Raw genomic sequence first — 25,534 nt, 5'->3', positions numbered from 1 at the left:
GGGTACCTGATTTAAGCAGCTTGTTGTTCTTGTCTCTGCCAGGCGAAGCGTTTCAGTACTTCGGTCCGGCCCAGTTGTTCATTCCAGCGCTCGAGTTGCAGCTCGCCGTCGAGGGTTTCAGTCAATAGGGTGCAGTTCTCTACCCAGTCACCATCATTGGCATAGATAAAGCCGCTCATTTCCGTGAGCTCCGGCTGGTGAATATGGCCACAGATGATGCCGTCCACCTTCTGCTTGCGGCCATAACGCACCACGGCTTCGCGAAAACTGTTGATGGCTTGTTGAGCCTTGCCGACTCTTTGCTTGATAAAGCCGGCCAAAGACCAATAGGGATAACCGAGACGGCGGCGAACCTTGTGCAACTGGCGGTTGAGAAACATCAAGACATCGTAGAGGTGATCGCCGAGGCGGGCGGTGATGCGGCCGATACAGACTTCGGAGTCAAACTGATCACCATGCAGCATCAGCAGGGTTTTGCCGCTCAGGGTTTGATGTCGGTACTCTTTGCTGATAATGACGTCGGCGAGTTGCAGCTGGTGGTAGTCCTTAAACAGTTCATCATGGTTGCCGGGCAGATACACCAGCTTGATGCCGCTTTGTGCCATCTGCAGCAGTTTTTGCAGCAGTTGGTTGTGACTCTCGGGCCAGAATACCCTGCGTTTGAGGGCCCAGATGTCGACTATGTCCCCCACCAGATACAGCACCTTGGGCTGAACGCTGTTTAGGAAATGCAGCAGATATTCGGCCTTGCAGTCAATGCTGCCCAGGTGAATATCCGAGAGCCAGAGGGCGTTGAGCTTGATGACAGACTCGGCTGCGCGGCGGGAGTGTGGGTGAAATGTCGATGGTTTGTTGACCAATGACTTGCTGTCTTTCATCGCAGCTCCTGGATAAAACCAGTGAAACGGGTTTGACTGTGAAAGACTCTAAGTCAGTTATTTGACCTTGAAGTGACGTCTTGATGACCTTATTGTGACGCCCCTGAGCTTACCTCGATATCATTTGGCAGTATGATGCGGAACTCGCTGCCATGACCCGGTGCGCTGATCAGGCGGATCTCGCCGCCAAGTACTTGAGTTACCAGGTTATAGACTATGTTCATCCCCAGGCCACTGCCGCCTTTACCGCGTTTGGTAGTAAAAAAGGGAACAAAAATATTCTGCTGTACTTCGGTGTTCATGCCGCAACCATCATCACGGTAGACAAGCTCTATGCCGTTATCTGTGCGGCTGACATTGAGCGACATCCGTCCCTCGCTTCCTTCTGGAAAGGCGTGTACCAGTGAATTGGTAAACAGGTTACTGATAATTTGGTAAAAGACGCCCGGAGTGGAGTTGAGGGTGATGTCGGCCGGGCATTGATAGCTGTACTTGTGAGGCGAGCGGTGCAGCATGGGGTTGAGCGACAGGAAAATCTCATCCAGATAGTGCCCCAGGTTAAATTCCCGCAGTTCTTCATGGGACTGATCGACAGAGAGCTGTTTGAAGCTGCGGATCAGCTTGGCGGCGCGTTCCAGGTTGGTCAGCATCAGTCGGCTGCAGTCGGCCACTTCACTCTGGTACTGTTCGAAATCCTGCTGATCGACATCCTCGGCGTAAAAGCGCTTGTTGAAGGCTTTAACATTCTCCGCCAGATGCGAAGCCGCGGTGACACAGATACCTATGGGAGTGTTGACTTCATGGGTGATGCTGGCAACCAGACCACCAAGTGTGGCCATTTTCTCCTTATCCAGCAGTTCAGACTGCGCAAGTTGTAACTCTTCCAGGGTGTGGTTCAGTTCATCATTGCTCTGTTGCAGTGCTTCTGTGCGCTGTTTAACCCTCAGCTCCAACTCCTGATTGAAGCGACGCAGTGCCGATTCGGTTTCTTTCAGTTTCTGAATATCCTTGATGGTTCCTGTAATCCTTAAAGGGCGCCCCTCTTGATCCCTGGCCATGATCCGGCCACGGTTGAGTACCCAAAGCCAGCTGTCGTCCTGGGTCTTGCCGCGATAGCTGAGTTCAAATTCTTGCCGGCCTTTATGGAGGCAGGCATCAATCTCGGGCCAGATGAGCGGCAAGTCTTCGGGATGGACACAGCGCTCCAGCGTATCTTTCAGGTGGGTTTCGGGCTCGGGATACCAGAGAAATGCGTTATTGCGATTGGCTTCCTGTGCTTGCAAATCCCAATCCCAAAACTCATCACCACTGCCGATAAGTGCCAGTTGCAGCTTTTGCTCGCTGCTCGCCACCTGTTGCAGCAGTTTTCGTTGCTCAATAAACTTCTGCCACCTGTTATAAGCAAAGCCAAATATCAGGCTCAGCAACAATAAGCTGTAAATAGTATAAGCCCAGGGGCTTTGCCAGGGCCTGGGAGTTATGCTTAGCTGCAGGCTCTGCGCCGGGCTGGTATTGCCGTCAATATCCACGGCTCTGACCATAAAGCGATAGTCACCGGGTTTGAGCGCCGGGAAGAAGGCAGTTCTGGCCCCCCGGGTATTGAGCCACTCCTGCTGCATGCCTTCGAGTTTGTATTGATACTCAAGATGCCTGGCGTGATGCAGGTTCGGGCTGTGGAATTTGAGACTCAGGGGTAAGGCATCAACCCCCAGAACCAGTTTCTGTCGGTTCCAGGGCTTGGGTGCGTGCTCTTGTATCTGCCCCAGTGCCTGCAGCTCATCTATGATCGGCTGCGCCGGAGGTTTCCTCGCGGGTAAAGCGGGGGGCTGAATATGGTTGAGGCCTTTTACACCGCCGAGAAACAGGCTACCGTCCCTATCGAGAAACCCGGCGCCAAAGTTGAACTCGTTGGCTTGCAAGCCATCTTCATAAGCAAAATTCCGGCTTGTGCCTGTTGCGGGATCCAGCCATGACAGCCCGCTGGCGCTGCCAATCCAGAGCTTGTTGTCGGCATCATGTTGCATCAGGTAGGCGACATCACCTATCAGGCCGTGTTGGCGGTCAAACATTTGATACTGCCCTCTATCCGGGCTGAATGAGAATACACCGTCGCTGGATGCTACCCATAACTGTCCATCCGGGTGTTGGTAGATGGAAAACAGGTGTTTGCTGGGTAGAGGGACTTCAGTATCTGTGGACCAATGAGATACGCTGCCATTCGGCTTGAGCCTGAATAGGCCTTCACCGTAACTGGTGATCCAGATATTGCCGCCGTTATCCTCCAGTATCGAAGTGGTTTCTGTTTTGGGCAGCGGCGCGGCATCCGGTGCGGCAAAACCTTTTTCGATACCTAGATAACGGCTGACTCCGGCTTCTTTGGTGGCTATCCAGGCAATGCCACTTTGGTCAAAGGTTAAACTGTAGAGGGTGTTGGCCGGCAGTGAGCCTGGTTCATTGGCCTGATGGCGATAGTGCAGATAGCTGTCGCGCTCGGCATTGAAGATCAGTAAGCCTTCGCCCCGGGTGCCAATCCACAGCCGGCCCTGACTGTCTTCTTTGATAAAGCCGATAAAGGCCTTATCCAGCAGTTGGCTTGCCAGCGGCGAGGGTTTGAAGCCTTGAATTTTGCCCGAGTCAGACTCCAGTGCCTGATAAAGGCCGCTGGCGGTGCCGACCCAGAGTTGCCCCTGATGATCGCGAAAAATCGCTCTGACATCGCCATTACCCAGGTTGTGGTTCTCGAAACTGTTGGGCAGCAGTTTTCCCATCGCTTCCTGATTGAGATCCAGCTTACCGAGACCGGCTCCCTTGGTCGCTATCCAAAGTTGGTTGCTGTCATCCAGATGCAGCGTCTGGATGGTCTTGCCATCGCTGTTTTGTTGCCAAAGAAGCTCCCGGGTTTGAGGTGTAAACCGCAGCAGACCGAGTTTATCCACCGCCAACCAGAGCCGTTGCTGTGGATCCAAAACCATATGCCGAATGCCGGCATCGCCAAGTTGGTTGATGGAGTAAGGCACAGCCTCGGTTCCCAAAGACCAGTGCCAGAGCGTTCCTTTGCTTGCGAGCCATAAACTGCCGTCCTTGGCCTGTATCAGAGACTCTACCTGAGCAGACTGCAGCAATATTGTCACCTGTTGCCAGGACTTGCTGTCATCCAGCTGCCAGAGCGAGTCTCCTGCAAGATACAAGTCGCCGGAAGGCGTTGCATAAAACCTCAGTTGTGAAACGGTATTTGTCTGAAGCTGCTGGCTATCCAGGCGTTGGCGGCGTTTGGGGTCGTAGCGCCAAACCTTGGCATCATCCATCAGCAGCCAGAGCATGCCTTGCTTGTCTTCTGCCAGCTCGCGGATCCCTGTCAGCGGCAGATCGGCTTCGGCACCCAATATTTCAAAGCGGCCACTGTCCGGATGATAAAGATTCAGGCCATCGCTCAAGGTCAGCAGCCACAACTCCTTCTGGCTTGAAAACAGTAGCCTTTCAATGTGATTGCCACTAGGGCCGTAGGGAGCGTCCTGCTTACTGTAGAGCCTGAAATGTTCGCCATCGAAGCGGTTGAGTCCGGCCTGGGTGGCTATCCACAGGTGACCACGATCGTCTGTGGCGAGGTCATTGACAGTGTTCATCGACAAGCCGTCTTCGGCCTGAAATTGCTCAAGAACAGGGCGATAGCCTAATGACGGCGTCAGGCTATCGAGGCACCAAAGTGCCGTAAAAAGGAGCAGTAACGCAAAGATTTTCACCGAAAAGCCTCAAAAACGAACTTTTTTCAGTGTAGATGCTGGTGGCCGAAATGCGAATTTTGTTAGCACATTCTAGTGCTTAGAAATAAAAACGGCCGCGTGTCGCGGCCGTTGTGGGGAAGTTCGGCTAAATTACCCTTAGAACAGCAGGTGCGCCATCCCGGCAATCACAGGCAGAGTCACCAGGGTTCGTAGCAGGAAGATGGCAAACAACTCCCAGATTTTCACCGGTATCTTGCTGCCGATAAGCAAGGCACCTACTTCACTCATATAGATCAATTGGGTGACAGATAGTGCCGCAATCACAAAGCGTGTCATGTCGGATTCTATGCTGGTGGCCAGAATCGAGGGGATAAACATATCGGCAAACCCGACGACTATGGTCTTGGAGGCTTGGGTAGCTTCGGGGATCTGCATCAGTTCCAACAATGGAATAAAAGGCTTGCCAAGATAGTCAAATACCGGGGTGTATTCGGCGATGACCAGAGCTATGGTACCTATTGCCATTACGACAGGGAGTACACCGAAGATCATATCGACGACATTCTTTACCCCTTCGGAGAGCACCTTAAATATCCCGCCGGTATTGGCTGCCTTGGTAAGCGCCAGATCCAGCCCCCAGGACAGGGAGTTATGACCTTCGGGCAGCGACTCATCACCTTTCTGTCTGGGGCTGCCATCAATATAAACATCTTTCTTGCGCGACAGCGGCGGCAACTTGGGCACTATTATGGCGGCAACAATGCCGGCCAGACAGACCGTCAGGTAGAAGGGCACAAACATCGCTTGCAGTTTCACTTGAGTGAGCACCACAAGGGTAAAGGTGATGGAGACTGCCGAGAAGGTGGTGCCGATAACTGCCGCTTCTCGCTGGGTGTAGAAGCGGTTTTCATACTGCTTACTGGTTAGCAAAATCCCGACACTGCCATCGCCGAGCCAGGAAGCCATACAGTCGATGGCGCTGCGCCCCGGCAGGTTGAACACCGGCCGCATCAATTTGGTCAGTAAGGTACCGAAGAGTTCTAACAGGCCAAAGTTGAGCAATAAAGGCAGGAACATACCGGCAAAAAAGAACACACAGAACAGCAGTGGCAACAGGTCATTCATCACCAAAGCGCCGGTGGAATCGGCTCTGAGCATCTCAGGGCCAACCTGGAAGAAGGTCAGGCAGATAAATATTGCTCCCAACACTCTAACCAAGAGCCAGGCAGGGCTGATATTCAATAGAGAATTGAGAAACTTGCTGTGGCGGACGAAGCCGGGACGCAGGAGTTTCACCAACACACTGGCCGTGGCGGTAAATACCACTATGGCGCAAATTATGCTGGTCAAATAATCATTGAGCAAACTTTTGAGTTCACCGGCCAACACCGCCACAGGAATGGTCAATTCATTGTTATAACTGATAGGCGTCATAAAGAGTAAGACGCCGAGCAGGGATGGCACCAGGAAGGTGAGTAAGGTTGCTATGTTGCGGGTTTGTTTTGCTTCTGCCACGGTTATTACACCCTGAATTTACACTAATGGATGAGTAACAAAGTTACTCGCCAGGGGCAATATTGGCTTTGTATGCATTTTCATGCAACCCGCCCCCGAATTTAGGGGGGCAAGATTACCCCCTTAACGTGGCTATGTAAATTCATTCGCTGTCAGTTCTGTCTCTTTGATCACAACAGCATAGTTATTTCTCGTCTTTGCTTAATTATTGTTTGAGCAGTCCCTTATGAAAAAGTCTTAAAAAATAGCTGGTTAAATATTTGTTGCTCAACCCGGTTAAGCTTTATCCGAAGGTCTGTCTCAGGTTCAACGACCTGTCGGCACTGGCTTTTAGTTGCAATACGGCTTGTTCAACCTGACATAGAGCGCTGAAGTTATCATTGGTGGCGCCGTGAATTGTCTGGATGCCGCTTGCTATCTCCTGTACCACTTGCCCTTGCTGGGTGGCTGCTACGGCATTTTGTCTGGCGAGATCATGAATTTCACTCATTCCCTGGTTGACCGTGTTGATCGATTCCATTGCCGACAGAGCTTGAGTGGCGCAAGCTTGTGCCTGCTGTCTGCTGGCTTCCATTTCATTGGCCCACTGGGTCAGCATGCTGAACATGGTTTCTATGCTGGCCGAGATACTCTTGGTGGATTGCTGAGTACGGCCGGACAAGGCTCTGACCTCATCGGCGACCACGGCAAAGCCACGTCCCTGTTCACCGGCTCTGGCCGCTTCTATGGCCGCATTGAGAGCCAGCAAGTTGGTTTGATCGGCAATGGCATCGATTTCCGACATGGCATTGGCAACCTGTTGTGCTTCATCGTTCAGTTGTTTGGCATTGGAAGCCGCCCTGGCAACATCATCGGCCAGGTGAAGTATATGTTCGCTATTCTGATGCATCGCATCACGGCTTTGGCGGCAGAGACTGTAGGCTTGATCTATACGGTTTGAGGTTGCTTGAGTATTGTCGGCCACCTCACTGATGGTGGCGTGCAGCTCTTCAATGGCACTGGCTATCTGCTGCATCTGTTGCTGCTCCAAATCCATGCCGACTCTGGCCTGCTCGGTGGCCACCACCAGTTGATCGGCAATGTCGTTGGTTTTCAGCGCTTGATCCTGAGTCCGGCCCAATACGCCCTGAAGCATCGCAGCCTTACGCTGTAACTGGAATTCGAGCACGGATGAGGTATCCTGGCCGGCATAGATGAAGCGACTCACAGAGTCGTATTCTTGCTTGAGTGCCATCAATCGTGCCGGAATACGAAAGGCTTCGTCATAAAAAATAATCAAATTGAGCGCCATCAACATGGCGCCAGCCAACATCACGCCCCAACCCCAAATATAACCACAGAGCAGTAGGCCTGCCCCGGCCATCAGTGCCGAAAGCAAGCGTTTTTGTGTCAGTGTCAGCGGATCTTTGACCTGTTTGCCCAAGTTAAGGCGACCGTATATTTTGATGGCCCGCTTGACAGTCTCTTGATTGGGCTTAACCCTGACCGATTGATAACCAATGATTTTTCCCTGTTCAAAGATGGGGGATACGAAGGCATCAACCCAATAAAATCCCCCGTCTTTACAACGATTTTTAACTAATCCCCGCCAGGTATTTCCTGCCTTGAGGCTTTGCCACATTTCGGCAAAGGCTGCCCTGGGCATGTCGGGATGGCGAACCTTATTATGACTGTGACCCAGTAACTCGGTTTCAGAGAACCCCGAGATCTCGACAAAAGCGGGGTTAACGTAAGTGATAACGCCGCGAAGATCTGTAGTAGAGATAAGTTCATCGGTGGATTGCAGACAGACTTCCCTGTCTGTGGTGGTGGAATTCCTTGTGGACATCTTTATTCAGACTCAGAGTTAGCGGCCCAATGTTGATTCAGGCCTTATTATCGTTTTAAGTGTGATAAGCATAACATTTATGTGGTTATTTGAGTGAGTGCTTTTTGCAATTTCTTTAGGGGTAAAATGTTTGCAGGTTATTGATATGTATAAAAATTGAAAATTCGATGGTCGGTGTCCAGACCGGAAGAAAGCTCTGCAAATACACTGTCTATCAGTTTGCTATCGTGAATTCTGCTTTTGCTCATGGGGGCGCCGTTTTTCGAACTGTCATTATCTTGGTTTCTCAAGTTGTTATCCTAAGTCAGCGGCTGGGTATTCCAAGGCCGCAAAGAATGGCTAAAGCATCAAGGTACAATAATTCGACAAACAACCGGTTTTGTAGTTTAAACTCGGGTAAATAAGCGATCGGTAACGCAAAAAGGTCTAACCCGGGCTTTAAAAAAAAAACTGGAGCATGTAACTTAGGTAACAGAAGTTTAATCAGGGGCAGATAACAGTCATGCAGAGAACACAGAGACTGGCAAGAATGGCGTTGAGCTTTGGTTTGCTGGGACTCTTTGGCATACTGCTGGGCCTGGGGTTGGTGATCTGGGGCTATCAGAGTAATGATGGGCAAGCCTTCAGCCTGCTTAACCACAGCTTGAGTGAACTGGGGAGTTACGGCCATTCAAAATTGGCGGTACTGCTCAATGGCGGCTTGTTTTTCGGTAGCTTGAGTTTGGTGCTCTGTTGGTTATTCACCTTGCAGTTGTCTCGCCTGTTGAGTGGTCACCTCCTGTACATCAGCTTGAGCCTGACTTGCATGGCGTTGGCCGGTGTTGGTCTGTTTCCTGTCAATGTTTATCATCTGCATACTTTAATGCTGAAGTGGTTTTTTATCTTTGGTTGTATCAGTGTCGGTTGTTATCTGATTTACCTGCTGCAACGTCCCATGGGGCGGACAACGCTGTGGCCTCTGATCCCAGGAAGCCTCAGTGGTGCCTGCTTGGGCGCCTTTCTACTCCTACCGTATTTGGAACTTGGTATTACCGAGGGCGACAACCCCTTTTATTATGAGTTAGTGTTGCAATTTCCCCGCCCTGACTTTTGGTGGCCGGCTTTTCTCCAGTGGTTGGGCGTCGGTAGCTTTATGATTTGGGTCCTGTGTTTACTGCTGTGCACAAAAAAGGCTCCCGATGAACAGGAGCCGGTTGAAAGTCCTTATTGATGGTCGCCAGATTACAGCTTTGGCTGAGAGTCTATGATTTTTTAGTAGCTTGCTTAAGGGGCATAAGTACCGAGTTTTATCAAAGTCTTTGATAGAGCATGCCAGGTGCATCGTGCCAGTAGCCATTACAGGCTTCTTTGCTGACTTCAGCATCGATTTCATTCCCTTCATCTAGCTGTAAAGATTCCGCCAGTGCGATGGAATCATGACTATCCGGTGATACCCTGAACCAGTCAACGCCCAAACGTTTCATTTCTGGTATTTCCCGTCTGAGGTCGCAATGGGCTGCCGACTGAGTCTGTATGCCGTTGAGTCGCAATAGCGGCTGTTGCTCTTGAGTCTGGACTAGCAGCCCTTTGGGATACTCAAGACATACTGTTTGACAGTCATCTTTCGCCAGGCCTTTGTGGCGGGCGGTAAAACAACGGGCCGAGTGGGCCAAGGGCAAGTAGCCATGACCCAATACCTCGATTTCAAAATTCGGTGCCGGAGAGATGACTTTTTGCAGCCAAGTCTTTGACAGCTCAATGGGCATCACAAAGCGCTGCATACCCCACTGATGCAGTTTATCCAGGCTAGCTCTGTTGTAGTTGTTGATACTGGCCCCACAAACAAAAGGCAGTCCCTGCTCTCGCGCCATACCTACGGCGGCCATATCATTGGCTTCAATTAGAAAGTCGCCATTATCGAGTTGTTTCTTAAGCTCTTTGAGCTCGGATTGTGCCTCTATTAAGGCCAGTGTTGACAGTACAACCTGTTTGCCGGCGGCCTTGAGCTCATGGGCCAGGGCCAGAAAATCGGCAAACTTCATCTGCCGCCGCCGACTGCAAACGGCTTCACCCAAGTAAACCTGTGGAATAGTGCTGTCTGCAACGTCACGGTAGAAGGCTTGTACCTGTGCTTTAGGCCAGCAATAGAGTAGCGGGCCAAGAGAGATATTCATAGAAAACGTCCTATTGCCAGCTGCGCTCGTAGGCACCCAGTGTGGTGGTTTGTCCCTCAGAAACTTTGGCTAGCGCGGCATGCCATTCGGGTTTGGATTGGAATTGTTCCGGCGCATTCTGATAAGTGTCCAGCGCCTGACGCCAAACCCGGGTAACCTGTTCCACATAGGCGGGGCTGCGCTGACGTCCTTCAATCTTGAGTGACACTATGCCGGCTTGAGCCAGCTCTGGTAACAAGTCCAGGGTATTGAGGCTGGTGGGGGACTCCAGCAGGAACCCTGGTTGGCTATCTTCCTCGGTCAGGTAGCGTCCCTTGCACACCACAGGGTAACCCATCTGTTCATTCAGTCCCGAGCTATCAATTAAGACTTCGTTGAGACGGGTCTGGCGACAGCCTTGGTTTTCCTGCCAGCGCACGTGTTTTGCCGGTGAGCAGGAACCACCTGAGTTGGGCGATTCTCCGGTCACGTAGGAAGACAGCTGACAGCGCCCTTCGGCCATGATACACAGACTGCCAAAGGCAAAGACCTCCAGGTCAACCGGACTGGCCTTGGCGAGATCTTTGACCTGCTTGATGGAGAGCACCCTGGGGAGCACGGCGCGCTCAATGTTGAATTCACGTTTATAGAGAGCCAAGGCGCCGAGATTGGTGGCACTGGCCTGCACCGATAGATGCAGTCGCAAATGAGGGTAACGGCTGTGGGCGTAGTCCAACAAAGATAGATCGGCCATGATCAGTCCATCAATATCTGTATTGGCGGCCAGATCGACGGCCTGATACCAACGTTTCTCTTCTCCCGGTTGCGGAAAAGTATTGATGGTCAGATACAGCTTACGCCCCTGGGATTTAACTTCTTTGGCTGCCTGTTGCAGCTTGGTTGGAGTGAAGTTCAACCCAGCAAATGAACGGGCGTTGGTGTCGTCTTTCAGCCCCAGATAGAGGGCATCGGCGCCGGCGTTGAGAGCAGCCTTGAGTGATGCCAAGTTGCCGGCCGGACACAGAAGTTCCATGTTAACTTTCTCCCTGTTGTGTACAGAACTACAGTCTATCGACCTTTGCCTGCCATAGAATTGATATGAAGCAGGTTTATGAATATAAAACTTGGTTAGACTGTTGAAGTTTTGGCATTTTTATCAGGAGTAACTCAAGATGCGCAAGGCTTTAACCGCCAAGGCGGCGCGCGATATTCTCACTCTGGCACCCAAGTTAGTTGGCAAGCCGCTGACTCTGGTTCCTTTTGCCGTCAAGGCCAGTGTGTTGCAGCAACTTTTGACCGTCTTGCTCAGTGAGCAAGTTAAGGATGGAGAGTTAGATTTTCTCGAAGAGCAATGGGTTGGGGTCCGGGTCGAGGACATGGAATTGGCATTTGAAGTCAGTTTCGAACAAGGTTTTAAGGTGCGGCCTTTCGTGGCCCCGGAAGTCACCTTCAGTGCCAATAGCGCTGAACTCTTGTTGGTCGCCGCCGCCAAGGAAGATCCCGATACTCTGTTCTTTCAGCGACGTCTCAGTATAGAAGGCGATACCGAATTGGGCCTCGAGGTTAAAAATTTGCTGCTTGGCATAGATGTTCAAAGTATGCCCAAAGGGCTGAAGCTGATGCTGGATAAGTTAGCCTATCTGCTGACCACGCTCTTACAAAGTTCACAAGCCACGCCTCAATGGGCCTGATACGTGGCAAAAGTGAGACATAAAAAAAGCGACCCATTTGGGTCGCTGTCAGAGTTCAATCTAAACTCTGGATGGTGCGCTAGAAACCATCTTTAAGGGAGGATAATGATGAAACACTCTGTTCACTAATTCTGACTGTCTATTTTTCCGCGAGTTCCCGCACCAAGCAAAATAATTCAGTTTTATTGGCTTCACTCCTATCAGTAGAACCCCAAAAAGTCTGTCACATTAGGGTCTTACAGTGCGTTTGACTCAGTATTTTCATTTTCTTGAATGGCAATATTGGCATTAACTATTTATCTATCCGAATGAGTCGAGCTGTAGGATAAAAAAATGGCAACCCAAGGGGCTGCCATATAAGGTCGTACAAAACTAATTCGTACAAAACTAAGTGGTGCAAAGAATGAAAACCCGCTGCGCTAGCATTTGGGCTCCCATCCAAGGGAGGTGATGATGAAACACTTGAAAAAGGTTCTGCTATTCAGAGTCGGTTTTAGCGAAAAAGTTTCCCGGCAGGATAAAAATTTTTTGAGGCGTTCCTGGCGGGGCAGTCGGTTGCGAAAAGGCGGATATCCAAACCTAAAAAAAAATGGCAACCCAAGGGGCTGCCATACAAAGTCGTGCAAAGAATGAAAACCCGCTGCGCTAGCATTTGGGCTCCCATCCAAGGGAGGTGATGATGAAACACTTGAAAAAGGTTCTGTTATTCAGAGTCGGTTTTAGCGAAAAAGTTTCCCGGCAGGATAAAAATTTTTTTGAAGCGTTCCTGGCGGGGCAGTCGGTTGCGAAAAGGCGGATATCCAAACATAAAAAAATGGCAACCCAAGGGGCTGCCATACAAGGTCGTACAAAACAAATTCGTACAAAACAAAGTGGTGCAAAGAACGAAAACCCATTGCGCTAGCGTTTGGGCTCCCATCCAAGGGAGGTGATGATGAACATGTTGAATCGCTTCATTGTTTTGGAGTCAAAGAACAGAGGAAAGTTCAATTTCTGAATTGTTTTTTTTCAATTATACGTTTTGCGGCTTATGCAAGACTGCCATGACCCATAGCGGCTAAATGATAACTCCTGGTCATTGGACATAAAAAAAGGCAGCCATTAAGGACTGCCTTATGATCTATCGAAGATCAATGGGGCTGCGCTAGAAGCCCCTCAGGGAGAATGATGAACATGAAAAAGTAAATTCACTGCTCACTATGTTGGAGTCTGTGATGATGTTTTGGTTCCCCCTGTCTCGAAAAAAAATTATAAATTTTTAATTGTTTTATTTTTCAATTGATTATTTGCTTCTTAGTAATTGAATAATCTGCTTGCGCAAAGCCTCTGGTTTGGTCGTGGGGGCATAGCGCTTGATGACTTTGCCGTGTCGGTCAACCAGAAACTTGGTGAAATTCCATTTAATGCTTTCCGAACCTAATACGCCTGGGGCCTGTTGCTTAAGCAGCATAAACAAGGGGTGAGCGTTGGGACCATTGACTTCCAGTTTGGCAAACAGTGGAAAGCTAACCCCGAAATTCAATTCGCAGAAAGACTGGATCTCCTGCTCATCGCCCTTTTCCTGAGCTCCAAACTGGTTACAGGGAAAGCCGAGAACCACCAGGCCTTGCTCTTTGAATTCCTGATATAGGCTTTCCAATCCGGCATATTGGGGGGTAAAGCCACAGGCACTGGCGGTATTGACCAGTAACATGACCCGCCCCTGAAATTCACTGAGATCCGTTTGTTGCCCTTGGATATTCTCCACAGGGATAGCGTATATTGAGTTAGACATAGTGGCTCCTTGGTTGAGGCTTAACTATACAAGATGATTTTATGGTGCGCAATTTAGTTGTGCGCAACCTAAATATTATTCCAAGGACACATAGAGAAATAGAGGAGAGTTGAGTGACACAAACAGCAGCCGAGCCTGAGCTTCAACCGCAAGCCGAGGTAGGGCAGGTAGTACAGCAATTAACGTTATTGGAAGGGGATGCTCAGGCCGAGGTCTTTGGTGAGATCCTCGAAGAGGCGGAACCTGGCACGATAGCCTTATTGCTGGAGTCCTTGCCGCTGGATGAACGCTATGAGCGCTGGGATCAGATAGCCTTTGCCGAACGTTCGGCTGTGCTCAGTTTGATGCGTGCCGAACCCAGGATGAGCCTTCTTAAACAGATGTCGGTGGAAGAGGTGGATCTGTTGCTGGCGCAGCTGTCTGCAGAAGAGATGATCGAGTGGAGCGATTATCTGCCCGATAGCTTTATCGACCGCGCTTTGGCGCAAATGGGTGAGCGGCAACGCAAGCGCTACGAGCTTTATGATCAATACTCGGAAAATGAAATAGGCCGTTACACAGAGCATCAGGCCTTGGTACTCAGTAACAAGAGCCGGGTGGAACAGGCGCAACGTTTTTTCCGCCGTATTGACTTGGATTGTTGCGAAAACCTCTATCTGGTGGATGAGGATAATCACTACCAGGGAACCGTCAGTCGTTATGAGATTTTCCGCCAGGATCCACAAACCCTGCTTATTTCGCTTATCGAGCCGGACAGCCGGGTATTGTCGGCAGATTCATCCTTGATAGAGGCGGCCGAAGCGATAGAGCACAGCTCAGACATTGAACTGCCGGTGGTCGATGAAGAAGGCACCTTAATCGGCCGTTTGACACTGCGAACGGCAACCGCCTTGGTGCGTGAACACTATGAAGCGCGTTTGATGGCCTCGGCCGGTATGGATGAGTCTGACGACCTGTTTGCGCCTATCGTCAAGGGCGCTCGTCGCCGCGCCATTTGGCTCGGGATTAATCTGCTGACGGCATTTTTGGCCTCTGCCACCATAGGTCTGTTCGAGGATGTATTGGCAAAAGTGGTGGCGTTGGCGGTATTGATGCCGATAGTGGCCTCTATGGGCGGGATTGCCGGTTCGCAATCATTGACCCTGATGATCCGCGGCATGGCGATGGGACAGATATCCATAGGTAACCTGTTTTCCTTGATGAAGAACGAACTTGGGATCGGGGCGCTCAACGGCATTCTCTGGGCCGTACTCATAGGTTTGGTCGCCGGGCTCTGGTTTGACGATAACCTGATAGGTATGACGATTGCTGTAGCCATTTTGGTCAATATGCTGGTTGCGGCCTTGGCCGGGGTGACGGTACCCATGATATTGCAGAAATTCAATCAGGATGCTGCGCTTTCCGGTTCGGTGATCCTGACCACGGTCACGGATGTTGTCGGCTTCTTTACCTTCCTTGGATTGGCAACCTTGCTGTATCTATAGTCGTTAGCTATTTATGTGACAGCATTGACCACTGCTGCAAAGTGAGCTCAATAGAAGACACTCAAAAGAAAAGGCGTTCAAAAGAAAAAAGCTGTTAAAACAAAAGGGAGCACAGGCTCCCTTTCACATAATGCTTTGAAAACTACTGGGCGACAACGGCGTTGAAGTCTTGCACTGTATCGGTTTGATTGCTCAGGGTGACCTGATGCAACTGAGGGGCAGGGTTGGGAATGACGAGACCATCATATTGTTCTGGGTTATCATTTTCCGCGCTGCAACTGAAAGCTACTGTATAATCCCCGGCGGGAATAAAGCCAAAGGCGTATTTGCCGAAGTTACCCGCTTCATACTCCACTTCGACCGAGTTATATGGCACTACCGCGCCTTCTGGTACGGCATTCTGATTGACATCCGGATCCAGGTTATCGGTCAGCAGTGCTGGGTCCAGATCGTGACCGGGATAGAGGTAGACAAAGTTGCCGCTATCGGCAGCACATTCACCGGCGTTGAACAGGTTGATATCCACCTCACCGGACAAGGAAGCTACAGTCGCGTTGTTGACTATGGATACACCATGGGGCTTGAGGTTATAGCGCTGACCATTTTTGTTTTCCACCAGGCTGCGGCGCAGGTCAAACTCTATGGTGAAGCGCTGAACGCCGGTACTGTCGACTTCAAAGCTGCCTAAACGCAGTTTATCACTGGGTTGCTTGAGCTCTACCTGACCGGTTTCGTCGATCACATAGCTGAGCTCTGCAGATGTATCATCCACATGCAGGATCAACTGTGAATAAGTGCCGACTTCCAACTCTGCATCACTGAGGATGAGAGCGCTGTCGCTGCCTTGATACTCCAGCAGATCCAGTTGGCGGTAGTCCTCGCCGTTAGGCCCGGAGACCTCGAGGAGGATATTATCCTGTCCTTCCCGTACCAGCTCAATTTTGTCAAACGCCACGACCACTTTTTCGGCGCTGTCGACCGGGGCATCAGATACGGCGAAGCTGACTTTGGCGGTATTGGGTGTTGGTGTCGGTGGGGTATCATTGTCGCTGCCGCCACAGGCAGTCAGCAACAGGCCTGAGCCGCAAAGCAGTGCGATAGTTGAGATACTATGGTTCATCTTGGTTCCTCTTGTTGTTTTCCGGAGCGTGAAAGCTACCCGGTTACCCGGGGTTACTCAGAGAATTATGTTTGTTGTCTGCCACAAACTCCCTTAATGGGGCTAACATAAGGAAGGTGCGAACAGGTCCTCGTGGCACTCTGGCTTACACAGCAATTGGCGTTCAAGGCATCTGACTGAAGGCATGCCGGGGCCTGTCAAAGTCGGATAACGCAGAGAGCCGGTTGCAGTGTAAGCCCCGAAGGGCGTGGCTTACAGGCCAGTCTGCTGTGTTGTGCATCTTGCAAAGGACTAAGGCCATTTGCTGCGAATCACGCCTTGCATCCTGGCCTGTAAGCCTACGCAGAGCACACATGGGACCTGTTCGCACCTTCCCGAACTAATTGCGGCTTTTACCTGTAGCCATACGTTAACCTGGTTAAGCCGAGGTTAAGTTTTATCGGGGCGCCTTTTCAATAGCGCACATATCCACCAAGTATAGTCACCAAAGGAGTATCTATGTCTAATCCTGTCCAGGAGATCACGCTTTCCCTGGCCCAAAGTCCAGATCTGATTGCTGCCGCCTGTGCTCTGGTGGACAGCCGCGACGATAATGCTCACCCCTTGGATCATCAGGCCTTTATGGCCTCCCGTGCCGTGATAGTGGCGCAAAACGGGACCGGAGAGCTGGTGGGCTGCGCTGTGATCAAGGCCGGTCACGGAGATATCGCCGAGCTTGGGTATCTAATGGTGCATCCTGAGTACAGACGGCGGGGGATTGCGGCGGCCTTGACCCAAAAACGGATCCAAATCGCCCGGGAAATGGGGATCCGGCTATTGTTTGCTACAGTTAGAGAAGAGAATCGTGCCAGTCGTGACAACTTGCTCAAGTCCGGGATGCAGTTTTGGGGTAACTATCTGAGTATCAGGGGCACAGGCAATACTGTGGGGTGGTACTTTTTAGTGTTGGATGACCAAGTGGATGTCACTACAGAAATGCTCAAGTTGGTGGGGGATAGAGTCAGAATAGACTGAAGTTACACTTTTTCGTCACCAGAGCGTGGCAAACTGGCATTTCCTGACAGGATTTTATCACGAATGCTGTGAGCTGGATTGCAAAATGCGGTTCACCGAAATAGAGTTAAATCATCAACAATAAAAAATAGATTCAGTGCCTTGGGCGTTTGTGTACTCAGGGATAAGGATACGGCCATGGCCTTGGACGGAAATCGATTTGCCGACAGACAAACGTTCGCCCTTCAATATGGATAAACACTCAGGTTACCTTTGCAGGCTACTGCTGGCGTCTATTTTGCTTCTGTTCAGTGCGGGTACCTGGGCCGCTCAGGTGCTCGACAACAGCTACATTCTTAAGGCAGAGCCACAACAGCTGGCACCGACTTCGTTCGATGATGTTCCGGCTTGGATCCGGGCGCAACAGGAAACCAGCCTGAGTTTGACTGGCGGCAGTTACTGGATGGTACACCCTCTGCAAGTGGCCAGTCGTGAACAGTCTTGGGTCATAGACGTACGCAACTCCATCATAGAATCCATCGACCTTCTGCTGCTTGGGCAGGATGGCAGCATGCAACAAGCCCACTCTGGCTATGATGCCGACTATCAGTATCTGTTTGATTACGGCAGGCGGTTCATCATCAAGCCGGGGATAGATTATTGGCTGGTGGTCAAGGTCGAGAGCCGTTACTACTCATCGGCACCCGAGATCCGTCTGGCACCGGAAAGGGAACACAGACTCAGTGCCGACAGGCATGCCACAGCCGTGGTGCTATGCCTCGGGGGCTTGATTTTTATCGCCTGCTATAACCTGTTCATCTTCTTTACCACCCGTGACAAGGCGTTCTTTTGGTACGGTCTTTATGTGCTGGCCTATTTCTGCGGCTGGGCCTTGACCTTCCACTTGCCGGTGCACCTGTTTCAGTTCCGTCAACTCGAGTTGCACCACCTGTTCTTTATCAGTCTGCCAATATTGAACATCTTGTTCTATAACAATTTTTTGCAGCTTTCTCTTTATTCGCCCAAGCTTTGGCGCCTCAGTCGCATCTTGTTGTGGGCCTGTGTGCTGGCTCTGCCTACCAGTATCTGGCTTTTGTCCTATACAGCGATTATTGCTTCCGTGCTTATCATGCTCTGGATTGGACTGGCGATAGTTTGCGGTAATGTCTGTCTGATGAAAGGCTTCTCGCCGGCACGTTATTTCATTATGGCTTTCAGCTGTTTGCTATTGCCGGCAATCATCATATTGCCCGGTAACATGGGTATCACCCCGGATTTCTTTGAATATGCCGAGCTGGCGACTCTGCTGGGCGGCACTGCCGATGCTCTGCTGTTGTCCTTGGCGTTGGCAAGCAAGCTCAAACTCTTGTCGGAAGAGCGCCAGGAGTATATCCGCAAGTTGGGTATCGCTTGGGAGCGAGCTCGCAGTGATAGCCTTACAGGTCTTGCCAACCGCTTGGCCTATGATGAGAGTCTGGCGGATTCCTGCCTGAGTAGTGGCATGCCCAAGCCAGGATACCGCTTGGTATTGCTGGATATTGAGGGGCTGAAACGGGTCAATGATACCCTGGGGCATGGGGAAGGGGACAGATTGCTGCTGGCGATAGCCGAAGAGCTAAAGAGCTGGTCTGTGGCCAAGTTAAAGCCTTTTCGTATCGGTGGCGATGACTTTGCTTTGCTGTTGCCGGAAGCCGAGGCGCAGCAACTGCAGAACTTACTGCCGAGGCTGGAGCAGCGTATTGCCAGTGAAGGTTTTGCCGAGCTCTGTGTCAATCATGGCTCTGCCACCAGTACAGATAAAGAAACGATCCAGGATTGGGTCCGCGCCGCCGACAAAGACTTGTATCAGTGCAAGAGTCTGCGTCGCCGTGAGCTGCACTCCAGACAACTTGCAGCAGCCGAAGGCCTGCCCCGCTAAACTCACGGGGCTAATTTCGGGACTAATTCCTGGGCTAAGTCAGCAGCTCAGTCAGGAGCAAGTCCAAAGCCGAGTCGAACCGGCTAAATCTCGCCTGGATGCCTATCAGAAGTCTTCCTCACCCTTGATATGGCGCGGATAGCCACAGATAGCCTTGGAGGTGTGCATACCCGCCATGGTTGCGGCTTCGACGCAGCCCACATTCAGCCCTGTTTTTATCCAATCGCCGGTGACATAGAGGTTATCCAGCCCAGTACCGTCTGTGGTGATGCGAAAACGCGAGCTATCTTTCACCGACAACACATACCGCTCGGACGGGTCGACATTGGCACGCCAGTATTGGCTGTCAAAGCGCTGTTGTCCTTGACGTTCCTCCGGATCGTGCAGCCAATCCCAGACAAAGCCATTTTTGGCTTCCGGCCAGAGATTGCCTATTTGATGCTCGAGTTGCCCCAGAGCCCCGGACTTGGCCACGGCATTCATTTGCTGGTTAAAGTCACTCTGCTCTCTGGATGGATATTCGGCAACCGGCAGCGCCGAGCAGAAGTAACTGGCATTTTTGACGCGGCCTATCGGCCAGCTTTCTTTGTCAATCAATTGATCCATACTGGCCCAGGTGTCATAGGGTTCGCTGAAGGCCGACAGCACAGGCTCTTCGCCGGAAGCCGGAAAAAGCTGCCAGCCAAGGCCGTTGAGATCTGTGTTGAGCCACAACTGATAGGCCTGGGTCGCCACGGTTTGCACCTTGGCCACAGCTTGAGATAGCGCCGGACTTTGGGTCATCACCTCTTTAGCCACATGAGGAACGGCTCCTATGGATAGACCAAAGATCACCTTGTCAAAATCCACCCCCTTACGCAGCTGTTTCACCGGCAGAGCGTGGCCGGTTTCTTGCTGGTACAGCTGCGGCCAATCACTCCAGAAGTGTTCCAGGTTGACCCGGTTTTCGGCAATTAATCTGGCTTGAGTTTCATCCAGTTGTGATAGCAGAGGCTCGCTTGGCCAGCAGCCGAGTCCTTTGACATCCACCAGCGGCTGATACTCGCTGAGTCCGGGTTTGAGGCTGGCCTGCTCCATTATCTCTATGCTGCTGACGGATTGCCCCTGACAATGCAGCTGTTGTACCTGGTGGAAGAAGTGAAAATTCACTCCGCGGCGTTTCAGTACTTCATAGTAGGGGGTGAATACTGTGTCGCCCATGCCGGCCTGCATTTTCCACATCACGCCCCCTTGGTAGCAGAGGGCAATTCGCAGCATGGAGCGGATTATGGTGCCGGCTTCCACATTGGGGCGGGAGAAATCGCCCTGCTCGTAGGCGAACACCAGATCGTAGAAGCCCCTGACCGGTGCTGAATCAACAGTGTAGCGCTCGCTGGCGCCATGGCGACGCAGCCATTCGCGGTAGTCATAGCCGTTGATAACATCGAATCCGCCCTTGAATACCCCATCGACAAACATCCCCTTGAGTATGGTCAGACCGAGGTCGGCACCTATGTAGAGGCGCCTGAGCTCGTCATTGCCACTCAAGTGATCGCCAAAGCGGCGCTTGAGACGCCGATGCAGTATATCGACGGCACTCTCGATTAGGCCATCGTCCTCGACAGTGTCGTGGTGGTGATCGTCACACTCCTGGCCTATCAGCTGGTTGAAGCGGCACTCCAGCTTGTCCCCCAGGGTTTCCAGACTATCTTTGGCGTCATCCAGCGCCTCTTCGATGCGATCGTTCAGGCGTTCAAACCAGTCGCGGGAGAACCAGTCTCTGGGGCTATCCTTGGCCACGGCCTTATCGACTTCATCCATCCGTTTTAACCATTGACGGATCCAGTAGAAGGCCGCCTTGACCAATTTCCACAGCGTCAGGGTTTCTGTACTGTCGCCGGGGATACCCGGCATGGGCGGGAACTCTATGGGCCAGCTCAGGCTGCGACCTTCTATCTGCTCCTGCAGCACAATGAAGTTATGGGGCTTGAAGGCTTCGACAAAGCTGGCCAGCGGCGCGTCATCCGCTCGCCCCAGTTCTTCATAGGCTTTGCGCATCAGAGCGGCGGCATTTTGGTAGAAACCAAACCAAATATGCAGCCCATGCTCTTCGATACGATCCCCCATGGCGGCATTGCGCCCGGAGGCTCCCTTGCCACCAATGCGCCAGCCCTGTTGATAGATATCTATCTGGTACCGGTTTTGCCAGCCAGGTTGTTCTGTAAGGCACATGGCCGCGGTAATGGCGGCAACGCCTCCACCGAGAATGGCAATTTTCTCTTTTTTGACTATAGAGTTATCCACCAACACTTCGCCCGGCGGCACCTCAAAGTCAAAGTTCACATGGTAGGGCAGCAACACCTGCTGCTCGCCGAGTTGTACCCCCAGGGTATCGGCCAGCGGGAAGCTGTCGTTGGCAAAGACGGTGGCCACCAGGGAGTTATCCAGCAGCGACAGATGATGCACCTTGTTGACTTTGGCCGGCGCCTGCAGCAGTGCCTGATATACCGCCTTGGTGCCGGAAGCGTCGGGGAACTGCTTCAGGAAAACTTGCTCCACCGCCGGTTTGAACAGCAGTTCGAATACCTGCTCGGCCCCAAGAGCATCCAGATCGGGAATAAAGTCGGTTTGGGCCTGAATAAAGTCCCAGGTTTGGCCTATGGCTTCCAGTGGCGAGAGGGCATTCTCCTGCTGCGGTTTGCACTTAACCTGGAGCAGTGGTGCCATTGCCAGTTCGGCATCCGGGGAAAATTTTTGAAAACTCTTGGCCGACAACGACAGTTCTGTCAGCGGCTCATCTACGCCAGGCATCCGGTATTCGCAGGCGTATTTGGGATAACCAAACAGCTCGCGGCCATTGATCAATGCCATCGCATCATTGACCCAGATATGCAGCGGCTGAAACAGGATTTCGCTGATTTCGCCGGAATCCGGTCCGGCCTGTTTGCCCACCATCACCCAGGTGATGATATCGGTTTCCTGGATCCACCCCTTGTTGCGATCCACCTCGACACTGGAATAAGCCTTGGCGATTTGAGTGAAAGTTGTCAGTACAAAAGGGGACAACACCTTGAAATACATCTTGTTGTTGGCGACCCGGTTCAGGGTTTGATCGACACTCTGTTGCAAATTGGCAAGCTTGCCCTTGAGGAAAAAGCCGTACATATCGGCCTGGGTTAACACCAGAGGAGAGTGCATAAGCATTGAGCCGGGAGGGTAGATAAAGTCGGGGCGTTGTTCGTTCATGGCGACCATCCTTGTGTACTGACGTTTGCCAGATTTATCTGGCTGAATTAACTGAATAAACCTAGCGCATATTCAGGCATCTTACAATTGCTGTCCCTGTTGTCTGGCGCTGGCCTTGGGGCGCATACAGTTGCAGGCGATGGGGTTGAAAGAAAGTCGCGATTTCCCGTTTATCTTGCTTGTCTGGAATGCAATGCTCAAGGAAGAACGCCTCTGTCGCTGACTGAAGCTAACGTGAACTGGACTGTTATCCTGAATTGGCGCTATTTTGAGCACTATGAAGAGAGTTTTTTTAGCCGCAAGCGCGAGCATGAGCATAAACATACGCACCGCCAGGTTGAGCGATATCCCCGCCATGATGTCACTGAGGTTGAATGTGAGCGAAAATCGCCTGCTGGATCCCGGGCGGATCACTCATGCCTGTTATCTCGGTTACCTGAGCGGCCGGCGGCGAAGCTGGATTGCCGAGACTGACACCCAACTGTTTGGCTTTATCTGCGCCGACCGTGATGATGCCAGAATTTGGGCGCTTTTTATCGCTCAAGAGGCGGCAGGAAAGGGCATAGGTAAGGCTCTGTTACAGCAAGCTGTTGACTGGCTCCACGCCGGTGGCTGTAGCAAGCTGCAACTCAGTACCGAGCCGGGTACCCGCGCCGAAGGCTTCTATCGCCATCTCGGCTGGCAATCCTTGGGGCTTACCGAAGGTGGCGAGCTGCATTTGCAGCTTATCCCCCAGAGTCATCAGCCTTACGGCTAACTACTGCGGACTTTCGTCTGTGCTAAAGGATGTCCAGTTCTTCACAGTATTCAGGCAGCCCACCTATCTATAATTCGTTATTATCTGAGCTTAAAATCAGCACTGAATGTCGGTTTTGTATTCTTCATATCCGCCACCTATTTGCGAGAAGTCAATCTATCACTTTGTCTATTTAGATGGCCAAATTCACGATGCCATTTCGATTATCTCGTGACTGTACTATCAACAAACTTAACATGGCGTGATACAACACAATCGATATTATATGAGGTCGGCGCAGCTCTTCCCTTAATAGAGAAAAGGGTGCTTCTACCGGGCTGGAGTTTTAGTACTTTTGTTTGTCTATCCCAGATTTTCTTATCCATTCCCAGCTTGTAATATTTGAATGCAACTGTAATGGTCGTAACATAAGTGGAGTATGCACTTATGTTCTGAATAACACCACTGTAAGAGTCTCTATTGCATTGAGTATTGTAAATGGATATTGCATCCCCGGCATCCATAGTGTTGACAGGAACTTTTTCATTTTCCAAATAATACTCTGCTAATGGCATTGTTGGTTTATATGTCATGCTTGGGGGATTTGGTTGATATGTTCCTTTTGATTTGTCCCCTTCATCGCAAGGAAATTGAGAGTAGCTGGTAATGCCATTGATTTTACACTTATATATTTCCGCGTGAGCTATATTAGCTATAAGCAGTGAGGATGTTGTTGCTAGTAATATTGTGCTAATTCTCATGAATTCCCTTTCTAAAACTACCTCTCATGTGGTTAACTTATGATAGGCATAGACCTTAAATTTAAAAAGAAAATTTTATATTTTTATCGTTTGAGTGGAAGTTATAAAGGCGGATGATTGTACCTCTAAATGCAAACTAAAACTCAGAATTGCACCGCAAACAGGCAGAGTGCCCGTTTGCGGTGCATGGTAAAAGGCCTATAAGACCTTTTTTGATGAGCCGTAATCCTGCTCAGTCCAGCGATTTCAGCGGCCGATAATGGCCCAGGCTGGATGGCAGGATTATGCCCTGGCTTCGCAGCTGATTGACCCGGTTTTGATAGGCGGCGCCTACGAGCAGTTGCAGTGCCAAGTCCACGGCACGGCGCTGACGGTAATCATCCAGATAGCTATCCTTGGCCCAGGCGTTGAAGGCGCCCAGTGCCGGCCCGGCCCAGATCTGGTAATCCATCTCCCGACCGCTTTCCCCTGTATTGGACCAGCGGCTCGATAGCCCCAGATACCAGCGGAAAATGAGCGCCATCTTGCGCTTTGGATTGCCCTCGGCGCGGCGAATTTGTTCGGGATCCCGCGCCATAAAGTGGGCAACCGTGCCTTGCCAGATTTCATCCAGATTGGCGCGAAACACCTGAGTTTCCAGTTTTTGGCGCTCATCGGCCGGAATGGCCTCTATCGAGTCGTAGCGGCTGTAAATTTCGTAAAGCTTATTGGCCCGCATGGGGAACAGTGTGCCGCGTTTTACCACTTGCAGCTTGACGCCCATCTCAAACATATCCGCGGCCGGCGCCATGGTGACATCGGCCATTTCCACTGTCGCCAATAGCTTACGGCTGTGCTCGCTGGCGCCGGCTTCGATACAGGCCTGATTGATAGAGCCGGTAACGATAAAGGCGGCGCCCATATTGAAGGCCGCCAATGCCGCATCCGGCGTGCCTATGCCGCCTCCGGCTCCAACCCGGATAGGTTCTTGGTAGGCGTATTTTGCCTGCATTTGGTCCCGCAAGGCGATAATGGTGGGCAGCAGGGTAACCAGAGGACGATTGTCGGTATGGCCGCCGGAGTCTGCCTCGGCGGTAATGTCGTCGGCCATGGGCACCTGCCTGGCAAGTTCGGCCTGCAGTTCAGTGATCCATCCCTGACTCAGCAACTGCTGGAGGATTTTCTCCGGCGGCGGCGCCATAAAGTGGGCGGCGACTTCGGTGCGGCTCACCTTGGCTATCACCTTGTTGGCGATTAGGGTGTTGCCGTCACTGTCCCGGCTCAGTCCGGCCACCCGATATCTCACTATGTGAGGGGTCAGCGCCAGGAAGGCCGAGGCTTCGACTGTGCGTACCCGGTGTTTGAGATAGAGCTCGACCGCACCTTGCTCGAGTGCTGGTTCGCTGGGGCTGTGGATCAGGTTAAAGGCGTAGGGGCCGCTTGGCAGCGCCGCCTGAATTCGGCCGATGGCGGCTTCCACCCGGGAGGGCACCAGACCGGCGGCGCCGAATGAGCAGAGTATGCCGGCCTTGCCGAGGGCAATCACCAGATCTTCGGAGGCGATACCGTTGGCCATGGCGCCGGCATAATAGGCGTACTTGACTTTGTGGCAGGCAGCAAAGGCCGGATCGCCGAGCGCTGCTGCGCTGAGTGGCGGCACCATGGCACAAACCGGCAGTGTATTGCCGCTAGCACTCGCCTCGGCAAGCTGCGCCTGATTGGCAAACAGGATTTCACCCTTGGTTTGTCTGGCGACAAACAGCGGCTTATCCAGCGCC

General features: G+C 51.6%; 17 protein-coding genes and 1 pseudogene. 7 read left to right on the top strand and 11 right to left on the bottom strand.

Annotated elements, in window-relative coordinates; translation table 11 throughout:
* Positions 1-11: 11 nt before the first annotated feature.
* The 4 genes from CBE72_RS01510 to CBE72_RS01495 all read right to left on the bottom strand — a co-directional run bounded on the left by CBE72_RS01510 (position 12) and on the right by CBE72_RS01495 (position 7,943).
* Positions 12-878: a UDP-2,3-diacylglucosamine diphosphatase gene (locus CBE72_RS01510; RefSeq protein WP_100141989.1), complete on the bottom strand. Its 867-nt coding sequence runs from the start codon at positions 876-878 to the stop codon at positions 12-14.
* Between the two features lie 89 nt (positions 879-967).
* Complete coding sequence (locus CBE72_RS01505; RefSeq protein WP_157929018.1) at positions 968-4,618, bottom strand: two-component regulator propeller domain-containing protein; 3,651 nt, start codon at positions 4,616-4,618, stop codon at positions 968-970.
* 138 nt (positions 4,619-4,756) lie between these two features.
* Positions 4,757-6,115 (bottom strand): YjiH family protein, encoded by a 1,359-nt coding sequence (locus tag CBE72_RS01500; RefSeq protein ID WP_229671889.1) that lies wholly within the window; start codon positions 6,113-6,115, stop codon positions 4,757-4,759.
* Between the two features lie 283 nt (positions 6,116-6,398).
* Positions 6,399-7,943, bottom strand: coding sequence for a methyl-accepting chemotaxis protein (locus CBE72_RS01495; RefSeq protein ID WP_100141987.1), 1,545 nt, complete (start codon positions 7,941-7,943; stop codon positions 6,399-6,401).
* 502 nt (positions 7,944-8,445) lie between these two features.
* Between CBE72_RS01495 and CBE72_RS01490 the strand changes: the two genes are divergently transcribed.
* Positions 8,446-9,153, top strand: a complete 708-nt coding sequence (locus CBE72_RS01490; RefSeq protein ID WP_100141986.1) for a DUF998 domain-containing protein — start codon at positions 8,446-8,448, stop codon at positions 9,151-9,153.
* 79 nt (positions 9,154-9,232) lie between these two features.
* Here CBE72_RS01490 and CBE72_RS01485 read toward each other — a convergent pair whose 3' ends face one another.
* Positions 9,233-10,096 carry a U32 family peptidase gene (locus CBE72_RS01485; protein WP_100141985.1) on the bottom strand — a complete coding sequence of 288 codons (864 nt, stop codon included), beginning with the start codon at positions 10,094-10,096 and terminating at the stop codon, positions 9,233-9,235.
* Positions 10,097-10,106: 10 nt separating this feature from the next.
* Entirely contained in the window at positions 10,107-11,108 is a 1,002-nt protein-coding gene (gene ubiU, locus CBE72_RS01480; protein ID WP_100141984.1) for a ubiquinone anaerobic biosynthesis protein UbiU, read from the bottom strand.
* Between the two features lie 139 nt (positions 11,109-11,247).
* Between ubiU and ubiT the strand changes: the two genes are divergently transcribed.
* Entirely contained in the window at positions 11,248-11,766 is a 519-nt protein-coding gene (gene ubiT / locus CBE72_RS01475; protein ID WP_100141983.1) for a ubiquinone anaerobic biosynthesis accessory factor UbiT, read from the top strand.
* A gap of 679 nt (positions 11,767-12,445) precedes the next feature.
* Positions 12,446-12,670 (top strand): hypothetical protein, encoded by a 225-nt coding sequence (locus CBE72_RS01470; protein WP_100141982.1) that lies wholly within the window; start codon positions 12,446-12,448, stop codon positions 12,668-12,670.
* A 378-nt stretch (positions 12,671-13,048) separates the two neighbouring features.
* Here the strand turns inward: CBE72_RS01470 and CBE72_RS01465 are convergent, their stop codons facing one another.
* On the bottom strand, positions 13,049-13,540 hold the full coding sequence (locus CBE72_RS01465; protein ID WP_100141981.1) for a glutathione peroxidase: 492 nt from the start codon (positions 13,538-13,540) through the stop codon (positions 13,049-13,051).
* A gap of 113 nt (positions 13,541-13,653) precedes the next feature.
* Between CBE72_RS01465 and CBE72_RS01460 the strand changes: the two genes are divergently transcribed.
* Entirely contained in the window at positions 13,654-15,024 is a 1,371-nt protein-coding gene (locus CBE72_RS01460) for a magnesium transporter (protein ID WP_100141980.1), read from the top strand.
* A gap of 142 nt (positions 15,025-15,166) precedes the next feature.
* Here CBE72_RS01460 and CBE72_RS01455 read toward each other — a convergent pair whose 3' ends face one another.
* Positions 15,167-16,144 (bottom strand): DUF4382 domain-containing protein, encoded by a 978-nt coding sequence (locus CBE72_RS01455; RefSeq protein WP_100141979.1) that lies wholly within the window; start codon positions 16,142-16,144, stop codon positions 15,167-15,169.
* 498 nt (positions 16,145-16,642) lie between these two features.
* On the opposite strand from CBE72_RS01455, the gene CBE72_RS01450 reads away from it, so the two are divergent.
* Together CBE72_RS01450 and CBE72_RS01445 are read left to right on the top strand one after the other, a co-directional pair.
* Positions 16,643-17,158: a GNAT family N-acetyltransferase gene (locus CBE72_RS01450; protein ID WP_100141978.1), complete on the top strand. Its 516-nt coding sequence runs from the start codon at positions 16,643-16,645 to the stop codon at positions 17,156-17,158.
* A 229-nt stretch (positions 17,159-17,387) separates the two neighbouring features.
* Complete coding sequence (locus CBE72_RS01445; protein WP_100142104.1) at positions 17,388-19,055, top strand: diguanylate cyclase; 1,668 nt, start codon at positions 17,388-17,390, stop codon at positions 19,053-19,055.
* A gap of 105 nt (positions 19,056-19,160) precedes the next feature.
* Here the strand turns inward: CBE72_RS01445 and CBE72_RS01440 are convergent, their stop codons facing one another.
* Complete coding sequence (locus tag CBE72_RS01440) at positions 19,161-22,280, bottom strand: NAD(P)-binding protein (RefSeq protein WP_100141977.1); 3,120 nt, start codon at positions 22,278-22,280, stop codon at positions 19,161-19,163.
* A 310-nt stretch (positions 22,281-22,590) separates the two neighbouring features.
* Here CBE72_RS01440 and CBE72_RS01435 point away from each other — a divergent pair, with 310 nt between their 5' ends.
* Positions 22,591-23,037, top strand: a complete 447-nt coding sequence (locus CBE72_RS01435; protein ID WP_100141976.1) for a GNAT family N-acetyltransferase — start codon at positions 22,591-22,593, stop codon at positions 23,035-23,037.
* Between the two features lie 203 nt (positions 23,038-23,240).
* On the opposite strand, the gene CBE72_RS01430 is transcribed toward CBE72_RS01435, so the two are convergent.
* A complete protein-coding gene (locus tag CBE72_RS01430; RefSeq protein ID WP_157929017.1) occupies positions 23,241-23,777 on the bottom strand; it encodes a DUF4124 domain-containing protein in 537 nt (178 codons plus the stop codon).
* Positions 23,778-24,009: 232 nt separating this feature from the next.
* Positions 24,010-25,440 (bottom strand): annotated as a pseudogene (locus tag CBE72_RS01425) (PfaD family polyunsaturated fatty acid/polyketide biosynthesis protein); the annotation flags it as partial.
* Between the last annotated feature and the right edge of the window lie 94 nt (positions 25,441-25,534).

Source organism: Shewanella carassii (assembly GCF_002777975.1).
GTDB classification, from domain to species: domain Bacteria; phylum Pseudomonadota; class Gammaproteobacteria; order Enterobacterales; family Shewanellaceae; genus Shewanella; species Shewanella carassii.
The sequence above is the reverse complement of the archived record's forward strand: the minus strand, read 5'-3'. Positions and strand labels throughout refer to the sequence as shown.